The sequence below is a fragment of the Aquabacterium sp. genome, from assembly GCF_030652515.1.
Lineage (GTDB): Bacteria > Pseudomonadota > Gammaproteobacteria > Burkholderiales > Burkholderiaceae_C > Aquabacterium.
This window is the reverse complement of the sequence record NZ_JAUSAR010000031.1, coordinates 1-9374: the sequence shown is the minus strand read 5'-3', so window position 1 is coordinate 9374 and position 9374 is coordinate 1. Positions and strand designations below refer to the sequence as shown.

The 9374-nt window shown below is 61.6% G+C and carries 7 protein-coding genes; all 7 read left to right on the top strand.

All coding sequences use genetic code 11. The annotated features are described in order from the left end of the window. Window positions 1-48: 48 nt before the first annotated feature. A complete protein-coding gene (locus Q7V20_RS04085; protein WP_370652398.1) occupies window positions 49-1020 on the top strand; it encodes a TraU family protein in 972 nt (323 codons plus the stop codon). Window positions 1021-1057: 37 nt separating this feature from the next. Next, window positions 1058-1768: a type-F conjugative transfer system pilin assembly protein TrbC gene (trbC, locus tag Q7V20_RS04080; RefSeq protein WP_304787454.1), complete on the top strand. Its 711-nt coding sequence runs from the start codon at window positions 1058-1060 to the stop codon at window positions 1766-1768. Window positions 1769-1776: 8 nt separating this feature from the next. Next, a complete protein-coding gene (traN, locus tag Q7V20_RS04075) occupies window positions 1777-4113 on the top strand; it encodes a type-F conjugative transfer system mating-pair stabilization protein TraN (protein ID WP_304787452.1) in 2337 nt (778 codons plus the stop codon). Continuing rightward, a complete protein-coding gene (locus Q7V20_RS04070; protein WP_304787450.1) occupies window positions 4110-4532 on the top strand; it encodes a hypothetical protein in 423 nt (140 codons plus the stop codon). The genes traN and Q7V20_RS04070 overlap by 4 nt, the downstream gene beginning before the upstream one ends. 10 nt (window positions 4533-4542) lie before the next feature. Continuing rightward, a complete protein-coding gene (gene traF, locus Q7V20_RS04065; RefSeq protein ID WP_304787448.1) occupies window positions 4543-5478 on the top strand; it encodes a conjugal transfer protein TraF in 936 nt (311 codons plus the stop codon). A 9-nt stretch (window positions 5479-5487) separates the two neighbouring features. Beyond that, complete coding sequence (locus Q7V20_RS04060; RefSeq protein WP_304787446.1) at window positions 5488-6945, top strand: conjugal transfer protein TraH; 1458 nt, start codon at window positions 5488-5490, stop codon at window positions 6943-6945. 24 nt (window positions 6946-6969) lie between these two features. After that, a partial coding sequence (locus Q7V20_RS04055) for a conjugal transfer protein TraG N-terminal domain-containing protein (RefSeq protein WP_304787444.1) occupies window positions 6970-9374 on the top strand: 2405 nt, incomplete at its 3' end.

Sequence of the window (9374 nt, the reverse complement as noted above, 5' to 3'; positions counted from 1 at the left end):
CCATCGTGGGATCACATCGCGGCGAGCCTGTTGATTTGCTTGCTGGCCATGACCAGCCCGCACAGCCACGCGGCAGGCATCGCCACCTGCACCGGCAAGTTCCCCAACCCAGTCACCGACATCTGCTGGAGTTGCATCCTGCCCATCAGCCTGGGCAGCATCCCCATCGCCAACTTCGGCGGCCAGGAAGACATTTCCAACCCGGGAAGCCCCGTGTGCAGTTGCGGCGTGAACCCTGTAATTGGTCTGTCGATTGGTTTTTGGGAACCGGCTCGCCACGTCGAGGTGGTGCGCAAGCCGTTTTGCCTGACCTCACTGGGCGGCATCGACCTGAATCCAGGCTTGCCTGCACCTGAGGCTGCACGCTTCACACGTCCTGAGGGCGACGGAGATGGCGGCAGCTTTTACCAGGCCCACTTCTACGTGAACCCGATGCTGTATTGGCTGGAGGTCGTGACCGACTTTCCCTGCCTGGAAAGGGGCAGCTTCGATCTGGCCTACCTCACCGAGGTCGATCCGCTGTGGAACGACGACGAGTTGACCCTGATCCTCAACCCAGATGCGGTGCTGTTCGCCAATCCCATTGCGATTGCCTCCTGCGCGGCCGACTGCGTCGCCGCCTCGGTGGGCTTTGGCATCAAAGAACTGTTCTGGTGTGCCGGATGCCAGGGCGGCATTTATCCGCTGGATGGCCACGTGCCTTATCACCTCGGCGGCGTACGCACGGCCGCATTGCTGGCCCAGCGCCTGACCGCCAAGATGCACCGCGAATTGATCGCCTGGGGATGGCATGGCACGCCCGGCCTGTGCGGCCCCTACTTCGCGCCGGTCATGGACAAGACGGCCAACAAAACACAACTCACTTACCCCATTCCCAATACAGAGAAAGATGGGGGCAAGTGCTGCCAGCCCTTCGGCCGCAGCACCGTCATATGGGGCGCGGGCAAAGAGTACCCGGTACGGGGCGAAGACTTTGCCTTCATGTTGTTTCGCAAAAGGAACTGCTGTGTGGGCTACTAATATCCGTCATGCTGGACGCGGGGGCTTCGGTCTTGGCGTGTCTGTTCTTCTTACGATAAGTGCGCAGGCCCAAACCACGCCGGTCATCACCGAAGAAGACATGGCTCGGGTCAGGCGCGAACAGCCCAACATCACGGACAAGGACATCAAGCGGGCTCAGAAGGCGCACAGCATGCCCGGCGCCGCTGAGTTGAAACGTGTGCCCGGCACAGCGGGGCCACGAATTGATGCGCTGCCAAAGCCTCAAACCGACGCGCCCGTGGACCTTGAAGCGCTTTCCAAAGCCTACGCGCTTCAGATGAAAATCACCCAGCCAACCAGACTCGTTCTGGGTGACGGCCCGATCCTGATGGTGTTCATCAGTCTGTCGATGCCCGAGGCCACCCTCAAAAGACTGGTCAACCAAGCGGCACGAGCCAAGGCATCCCTGCTGATCAGAGGCCTGCTCAATGGATCACTGCGTGACACCGTCGCGCGAACACAGGCATTGTTGGCGGATCAGTCGGTGGCCTTCCAAATCGATCCGCAGGCCTTCGAGCGCTACGCCATAACACAGGTACCCAGTTTTGTGCTGGTGCGTGATGGCGCTAGCAGCACCCCCTGTCAAAACGGCAGTTGCTCGCCCCCCAACGACTATGTCCGCCTGGCAGGAGACGTGAGCCTGGACTATGCCCTGAGCCACATCCAGCACCGCACCCCTCGCTTCAGCAAGGATGTCGCCGCATTCATCCAACGGCTCAAAGGTTAGGGATCGCCATGCTGCGCCGGCTCGTCACCTGCTTCACCCTCTGGTGCTTCGTCACGACGCAGACGATGGCACTGGCTGGGCCACATGAAGAGGGCACCGCCGCCGGTCAAGCGGCCAACCCGGTGATTCGGGGCACGGTCAGCACCCCCAATGCAACGGCCAATGTGCCGGGATACACCCGCACGCCCGCTGAGGTAGCCTACTACGGCCAACCCAGCTTGTCAGGCCCGGCCAACGCGCGCCTCACCGCCTGCACCAGCCCGCCCGATGACCCGGTATGCCAGGCCCAACGCGGCGCGCTCAACTCGGCCAACACGCCACGCCCTGCCATTTCGCACTACGACCCCGCCGTCATGGGCGCGCGGGACATCGCCGCGAACCCGTCTCTGGCCCTTGGCAGCCTCTCCTCCTATTACAGCGGTTGCACCACCGCCGACGTCCCTTCCCCAGCCATCACACCAGCAGGCGCAGTCACCAAACAGTGCCAGCGCTACAACGGTGTGGGCAACTACGCCACCCGGCGCGATCTGACGGTGCAAGTCGAACTCGTCCCCAGTTGCACAGCTGGCGACTGGTTTGCCCATGGTCAGGCCAATCGCAATGGTGCCGACTACATGGTGGCCCAGGCCCAGTGCCGCATCCGCACCGACCAGTTGCAGCAATTTCGCTTCTACGCGGCCGGTGGCAATGGGGCCTGCATCGGGTGGCAAAACCTGGAATTGCCCAGCACGCCAGCCACCCAACCGACATTCGTCACCGACCTCTCACCACACTGGGGTGGTCATTGCTGGCGCCCCTTCAAGGTGGTCATGATGCCTGGATCCGGCTGTTCATCTGGCCAGTGCAACTACAACTTCCAGTTCGGCACGCCGGTCTATGCCTGCCCGACCGGCACCGTGCGCGGCGACCAGTTGCAGGCCTACTGGTCCAGCCGCATCCAATCGGCGGGCCCGGCAGATCGCTGCTTCACGCTCACCATGCCCCGCCCCCGCATGGGCTGTGACAGCGGCCCCTCTGTCGTGGTCAGCCGCACAGAGACCCGCTGCGCTCAGGATGCGGGGGCGGCCAGCCTGGTCGGCGCTTCTGGCTGGAGCATCCCCTTGTCTTTCCAGCAGCCCACCATGAACCACATCGAAACCGATGTCTGGGATGACAAGAGCGCCCCACTCGAAGCAGGCGGACGCTGCACCGTCACCACTGCCGACAGGTGCGTGGATGGCCCTGCCACCAAGGTGATCGATGGCCGAGCCGTCACCCGCGCTTGCTGGTCCTACGAGCGCACCCTGTCTTGCACATCCGGTGCCCCCACGGACGAATGCGCACCCTTGCTGAGCCAAGGCTGCACGCTGGGCAGCAGCACATGCAAGCAAACCAACGTGACCACAGGCATGTGCGAGGTCTACCAGGACAGATACACCTGCCCGGCCACCGCCCAAACGATCACAACCGCCACCAACTGCCCATCAAATGTCTTTTGCCTGGGTGACAGTTGCTTCAACACGAGCTACACGAACGACGCGGACTTTGCCCGCTCCATGTCGATGCTGGAAGCCGCCCGAGAAGCCGGTGTGTACCTGGACACCAAACTGATGCAGGTGTTCAAAGGCGAAGGCAACCACTGCCGAGACCGGCTGTTCAAAGATTGTTGCGACTCGGACAGCGCTGGCGCTGGGATGAGCAACCAGAGTACCTTCGGTGTGGGCTCACGCCTGGTATACGACGTGCTGATGAACTCCGAGAACCGGGAGTTCATCTACCAGGGCATGTCCGCACTGCTCACCAGCGGCGGCTTCAGCGGCTCCTTCACCAGTTACGGCGTCACCGTGGCCGTCAACGGCACCGCCCTGCCCGCCGGATCGTCGGTGCTCTATGCAGGCGACAGCATGGTGGTCGCGTTCGATCCCTGGTCGCTGGCCATCGCTGTGGTGATCTACATCGTCATGTCGATGATGTCGTGCAACGAAGAAGAGGGCAAGCTGGCCATGAGAGAAGGCGCGGGGCTGTGCCACGCCACGGGGTCATGGTGCTCATCGTGTCTTCGCGTTCTTGGTGCCTGCGTGTCGTGCCTGGAGCACACCACAGGCAAATGCTGCTTCAACAGCAAACTCGCCCGGATAGTCAACGAGCAGGGGCGCATGCAGATTGGCAAGGGCTGGGGCAGCGGCCAGAACCCCGACTGCTCGGGCTTCACCATCGCTCAGCTGCAAAGCCTCGACTTCGCAGCGATGGACCTCACCGAGTTCTACGCCTCCATCGTGCCCAACAACCCGAACCTGGGTGCCATCCAAAGCGGCAACAGCGCCAAGGTGCCCAACTGCTACTACGGACAGGGGCGTTGCCAATGACACAGCACCTCAGGACACCGATCAAGGTCATTGCCATCACGGCGATGGCGATGGCATTGAATTGCCAAGCACAAACGCAAACGCCTGAGAGATCGCCCGAAACGTCCGTCGGTCGAATGCCCGTCAAAGACGCCAGAGTGCTGATGGTGATGGCACTGCAAGCGCCAGACGGAAAGGCACACGGCACCTTGACAGGCGAATCTGCCGACGCCATCAGCCAGCGCTTCAAGGCCAACACACCCATCTCCATCGACGTCACCACCGACAAGCGCTACCGCCAGCCTGGTTGCAGCCGCCTGAAGGTGACCTTCTGGCAAGACGGTGTCTGGTTGCCTGGTGCCCAGGCCCCTCGCAAACAATCCATCGAGTTCGGGATCAACTACTGCCTCGATGGCTTGCCGCCCAAGTCGCTGCAATGAGGAGATTGACATGCCTCGCCCATCTCGCCCGTCATGGGTGTCTCGCTCAGGTCTTTTCAGACGCCTCGCCAGCATCGCCCTCCTCGCTTTCGCTTGCCTCAACGCAGCGCCCGAGGCACAAGCGCAAGCCTCGTCCAAGCTGGACGAGCCCATTGCCGCGCCTTACTGGTCAGATGCATGGCGAGGATGGCACTTCTACGAAGACCCCGAACCCGAGGTACGCGACACACCTGAGGCTCAACCCAAGACTCCCGCCCTGCCACCGCCCACGTCACCAGCGGCCCCGACACCATCAACCCGCCCGGCCAGAGCGCCAGAGTTGGTCGAATTCGAGCGACTGCAAAAGGCTGTCGAGTCCTACCGCAACATTGCGATCATGCGGCCGACCGAGGCCAATGTGCGCCGCTACATGGAATTGGAAGCCAAGGTTGTGGCCAGAGCGTCCTACTTTGCCGACGTCGCCCAGCGCGTCGCCTGGGCCACACCGGAACTGGACCCCACCGTCCATGGCCGCCCAGTCAACGCCAAGGCGCTGGAGGTGTTCGACCGGGACCAGTTGCTCAGCCGTTCCCAATCCATCGCCTCACTGGGCAAGGACCACGTCCTGTTCTTTTTCTTCCGCAGTGACTGCCCGTACTGCCACGCCTTCGCCCCCACGCTGACGGCTTTCGAGGCGCGCCACGGCATCAAGGTGGTGGCCATCAGCGTGGATGGCGGCCCCATGCCTGGCTTTGCAGATGCCCGAGCCGACAACGGTATCGCCAACACCCTGAAGGTCACCCAGGTGCCAGCGGTGTTTCTCGCCCAGCCCTACACCGGGCAGATCACACCCATTGGCTTTGGCGTGCTGTCCGAATCCGAATTGCTGGAGCGCATCACCACGGTGAGCACACCTGCTGCCCAGGCCATGTTGCCCAGCGTGAACAGGCAAGTCGTTCTTCAATAGGAGCAGATCATGATTCAGACACCCACGCCGACGGCACCGCTCTGGAGACGAGTAGTCGCCACCCTGATGGCCGTGCTGGTCATCGCATCGCCGCTGCCTCTGCACGCCGGGGACCTCAATGCCGAAGTGAACAGCATGTTCAACAACCTGGGGGCCATTGGCAACTACACCGCACCTGGCGCCTTCCGTGGTCAGACCATGAACACCTACACCGGCGGCAGTCTGTTCATGCGCTCCCCCAACAAGGTGTACCAACTCGCCGCCATTCAGTTCCCCAGCGCCAAGGCGGGCTGCGGTGGCATCGATGTGTTCGGCGGATCGTTCTCGCACATCTCGGCCAGCGAGTTCAAGAACATGCTGAAGAACATCACCGCCGCCCTACCGGGCATCGCCTTTCAACTTGCACTGGAAGCCGTCTCACCACTCCTGGGTGGCTTGAGCAAATGGGCCAAGGGTCTGGAGACCTGGATCAACAACGCCCGCATCAACTCCTGCGAAACAGCCAAAGCCATCGTCAGCACGGCGGCCGAGGCCACGGGGTACAGCTCGCAGGAGACCTGCGCCGACCTCGCCATCGAGATGGGTATGGAAAGCGACCGTGACGCGGCACGCAGGCGTTGCGCTTCCGACCGGCCCAGCATCCTCGCTTCGGCCCGCACCTCAGGCGATGCCAGCGTGCGCAACAAGGCGCCCTTCGTGGGAAACCTGACCTGGAAGGCCCTGAAGTACACCGGGGTCTCCCTGGACGATCAGGAGCGTGAACTGATCATCAGCATGGTGGGCACCGTCATCTACCACCCGGAAGAAGCCGCCCGCGACCCGGAACCCATCGCCGCCACACTCACCTCGATCAGCCAGTTGCTCTATGGGCAAAGTGCTAGCGCTGGCGTGAACGTCACCCAGCACCTGCTCAAGTGCAATGACTACGTAAACTGTGATGCCGTGACCCTCAACACCACCTACACACACACGCCATTCACCGCCAAAGTCGAGGCACTGATGCGCTCCATCGCGGAAAAAATCGCCACCCGGACCGCCATTCCCAACAACTCGGCAGAAGTCGGTTTCGTCAACCAGACCACCGAGCCGGTCTACAAAATGCTGTCGGTGGGCGCGACCATCCCAGGATCGGGCCTGGCAGACAGCCTCATCGCCCAATACCGTGACGTGATTGCAGCGGACTATGCCTATGTGTTCCTGGAGCGCAATCTGCGCGTCGGCTTGGCTGCGCTCGACAAGGACTATCAACTGCAAAAGACACAGCGCGAACAGGCGGTCCAGATTCGTCAACGCGCCCTGGTCATGCTGCAGCAACTCTCTCAGGAGAAGAACCTCCTGTATCAGAAGGTCGGTTCTTACCGAGCTGTCTCCAGCCACCTGGAACAGTTGGAGCGGCAATTGCGATCCAGCATGCCGCAGCACGTGATGGATATGCTTGGGCAGCAGGCTGCTTACATGGCTCGTTGACCTTCACCGACCACAGGGGATGCCATGTGGGAGATCTACGCTTACCAGAACGCGGACAGCCTGTTCGGCGTCTTCAATGCAGCAGCGGCCATCCACGCCTCGGGCGACTACATGTCGGCCGTTGCCGCCGTCGCTTTCTGCGGCTTCGTGGCCGCCCTGATCGCCTACGCCTTTGCCCCTGAGAAGCTGCAAGGCTGGAAGTGGCTGGGCACAGTGCTGCTGGTGTTCTCCATCCTGATACTGCCCAGGGCCACCGTGGGCATCGTGGACAAGACAGGCGGAGCCCCGGTCAAGGTCGTGGCCAACGTGCCCTTCGGCATGGTCATGCTCGGCAGCATCACCAGCACCATTGGCCACACCCTGACAAGCCTGTTCGAAACCGCCTTCCAGACCATTCCCGGCCCAGGCGCCTTGCCCAGCGAACTTACCTACGAGAAGAACGGCCTGATGTTTGGAAACCGACTGATCAGGAGCACCAGCAAGGTGACGTTCCAGGATCCCAACTTCCGCACCGACCTGATCAACTTCATCCACAACTGCACGATGTATGACCTGATCGACGGCACGATTGGCCCTGTCGCTTTTTCGACATCCGCAGATGTCTGGCCCCTCATGGCCACGCCCAATCCTGCACGCTTCAGCACGGTCACCAGCGCTGCGGGCGTCGATGTGGACACCTGCCCGAACATCTACACAAACCTCAATGGCCGACTGCCAGCGCAGATCAACCAGATTCAGGGCCGTCTGGCCTTCCAGTTGAACCCCACCCTGCCTGGTGCTGCTGCCGCAGCCGTCATCGCCAACCAGATTCAGCAGGCGTACATCAAGAACAACATCGCCGATGCGGCCACCACCGCTGCCGACCTGATCCGCCAAAGTGCCATGCTCAATGCAATCAACGACACCAGCACCATCGTTGGGCAGAAGGTCAATGATCCAGCGGCCATGGTGCTGGCCGTTGGCCGGGCACAAGCCGTCGCTCAGCAGAACGCCGCGTGGATCAACAACGGCAAGGTGGCCGAGCAAGCCCTGCCCGTGTTCCGCAACGTCATTGAGGCGCTCACCTACGCAATGTTCCCCTTGATGGTGCTGCTCTTGCTGCTGACCAGCGGGCGCGACACGATGCTGGCCTTCAAAGGCTACGCCGCCATCCTGATCTGGATCCAACTGTGGCCCCCGCTCTACGCGGTGTTGAACTACATGGCGTCCATCTACGCGGCCTACGATCTGGCTGCGGCTTCAGACATCGGCTCGGGCACCAAGGCCCTGTCTTTGCGAACCGCCTCGACGATCTATTCGGGCGCCATCTCGGGTGAGGCTGTTGTTGGCTACCTTGCGATCAGCATTCCTGTCATTGCCTGGGCAGCTTTGAAGAAGATGGAGGGTGTCGGGACCGCCCTGGTGGGTGGCTTGTCCGGCCTGCAAAGCATGCTGACCGGCAGCACAGCATCTGCTGCCACCGGCAACATGAACATGGGCAACGTCACCATGGACCAGGCACAACTTGCACCTAACCGAACCTCGGCGTTCATGAGCAGTTGGCAAAATGACCTCAGTGGCAACACCTTTTCGTCGAACAGCCTGACCGGGCGAACTGCCGTCAGCTTGCTGCGCAACCAGGGGTTTGCTTCGCGGGTGGTATCCATGCGGGTGTCTGAACAGGATGTGTCCGACGCGAGTCGGCAGGTCACTGCGGCACGCAGCGAAGCCTTGGCTGCCAGTTCGGATCGATCCGCAGCCCTCTCCGAAGCATTCACGCGAGGACTGAGCAGCCTGCGCTCTGGCCGCAGCAGCAGCGGATCCACGTCCAGCAGCTTCGAGCAATTTGGAGAAACACTCAATCGCCTGGACCAGATCTCCAAGGGCATCGCCGACAGCACAGGGCTTTCACAGTCTCAGGTAGCGCGCATCGCATTTGGTGCGTCTGGACATGTGGGCGTTGACGGGCGCTTCGCTGGCGCAAAAGCCAATGCCAGCGCTGACAAGAGCTACCTGTCGGGCCTATCCGCCGATGAACGCAAGGTGCTGAGCAGTTTGACCAGCGAGCAAATAGCCGACTTCAAGCAATTCGGTGACCGAGTCTCCCGAGATTCGAGCTTCATCAACACCATCAGCAGCGACTCCCGAGAGGCCCGTGACATGGCGTCCAGGCTGACGAACACGGCCACACGATCTGAACGTGCGGAGGCAAGCCTTGCTGAACGCACCGCTCTGTCAGAGCGCCTAACTTCCGCGTATGAAAAGGGCGAAACCATCTCCATCGACATTGCGCAGGATCCGCACAATCTGGAGATGTTCACTCGCTATGCAGAGCAATACGGGAGCGACAGCAAAGCGGCTCAGGCCTTGATGGCCTCAGAACTGGCCAGGCAGTCACTCAAGCCCAATCGGGTGTTCTCCGATGGCACGGCATTGCCATCTTCGTTTGA